Origin of the sequence: Anoxybacillus pushchinoensis (assembly GCF_900111795.1) — a bacterium.
Classification (GTDB): domain Bacteria; phylum Bacillota; class Bacilli; order Bacillales; family Anoxybacillaceae; genus Anoxybacillus; species Anoxybacillus pushchinoensis.
Window position 1 is genome coordinate 1 of sequence record NZ_FOJQ01000109.1, and the last position, 1,387, is coordinate 1,387.

Genomic DNA, 1,387 nt, shown 5'->3' on the forward strand with positions numbered 1-1,387 from the left:
ATCTAACCGTCCAGTCTTACCGTCTTCTGTTTCTTTCGTTAGTTCGGTGTTTTCAAACTGTACGTCGATGATGCGATCATCTCCAGTCCGATGTAACAACGCATTTAAAAACGCCATCGTGATTGACTTTCTACTTGGGTGGCCGAACAGTTGTTTAAACATAAAATCCATTTTTAAATCGAGGTATTGCATACAAATCATCCTTTCGTAAAATATAAGGGACAATTTGATTAAAATCGGGAAATAAGGGAAATGCAAAAGTGGAAAATTGAATTTTGCGGAAAATTTTTATGACAAATGGGGTAAAAAAGTGGGAGGATGAACCGTTTTTTAGGTTGAAAATTTAATTTTTAAAGGGAGAGAGTGATTAAATTCAGCCCACTTGATCATGTGGCTGAATAGTTACAAAGCGTTTATTCTTCGCTGGACCATATCTTTGGAAACGAATAAAACGGAAAAGAGAAGAAGTTTTGATTAAAGTCTCAGATGACTAGATATCATCCACATCCATTTCAGAGGAAAGCCATTGTCGCTTTGCCTTTTTTCTTTTTAATCAAAGAAAGGGAAGACAAAAGAAAAGCCCCGCAGAGATTTCTCTCCGCAGAGCTTTTCGACATACTTCGGGCGGTGACAGTGGAGTGAGCCTTACTGCGCCGCCGAATGGAGAAAAAGAACGTTCATCGTCTATTCTATCATGTTTTCTCCATTATTCCACTATTTCTGCGCCTAGCGTATGGCGAAAATGGCGGAGCGCCCATTCGTGTCCCGCCGCGTCGAAGCTCGCGACCGCCCGCCGGTGGACGACGATGCGAAAGCCTTTATTATATGCATCGACCGCCGTATGGAGGACGCAAATATCGGTGCAGCAGCCGACCAAATGCACTTCCGTGATGCCTCTCTCGCGCAATTTCAGCTCCAAATCGGTCCCGGCGAACGCGCTGTAGCGCGTTTTGTCCATCCAGTAGACGTTGTCTTTATGCTTATTTGCTTGATACACCTCTTCGAGCTCCCCGTACAGCTTTCGGCCCTCCGTCCCTTCAATGTTATGCGGCGGAAACAGCTTCGTTTCCGGATGGTAGTGATCTCCCGCCACATGTTTGTCAATGGCGAAGATAACAAAATCTCCACGATCGATAAACTGTTTCGTCACCCGTACAAGTTCTTCTTCAATCGCCTGCCCCGGCTTCCCGCATGTGAGCGCGCCATGATCGGCGATAAAATCGACGGTGTAGTCGATGTTAATGAGTGCTCTCTTCATGAAAATCCCTCCTGCGTGTTTGTCTAACAAACGGGTCTTGCTGTACATTGGTATTATGTCAAGAAAATATATAAGTTGAATTAAAGATTTACAACTGAACACACAAACGATCGATCGTTTGTTCTGGTT

Annotated in this window: 2 protein-coding genes; both read right to left on the bottom strand. The window is 44.2% G+C overall.

Annotation, left to right across the window (positions count from 1 at the left end; all coding sequences use genetic code 11):
* On the bottom strand, nucleotides 1-192 hold a 192-nt coding region (locus BM213_RS14330; protein ID WP_208601932.1), incomplete at its 3' end, for a PD-(D/E)XK nuclease family transposase.
* Between the two features lie 514 nt (nucleotides 193-706).
* Complete coding sequence (locus BM213_RS14335; RefSeq protein WP_091705269.1) at nucleotides 707-1,258, bottom strand: cysteine hydrolase family protein; 552 nt, start codon at nucleotides 1,256-1,258, stop codon at nucleotides 707-709.
* Nucleotides 1,259-1,387: the final 129 nt, after the last annotated feature.

What these genes read in the sequence shown, in the direction of transcription:
- BM213_RS14335 (WP_091705269.1), bottom strand. Translation starts at nt 1,258, where the DNA reads ATGAAGAGAGCACTCATTAACATCGACTACACCGTCGATTTTATCGCC.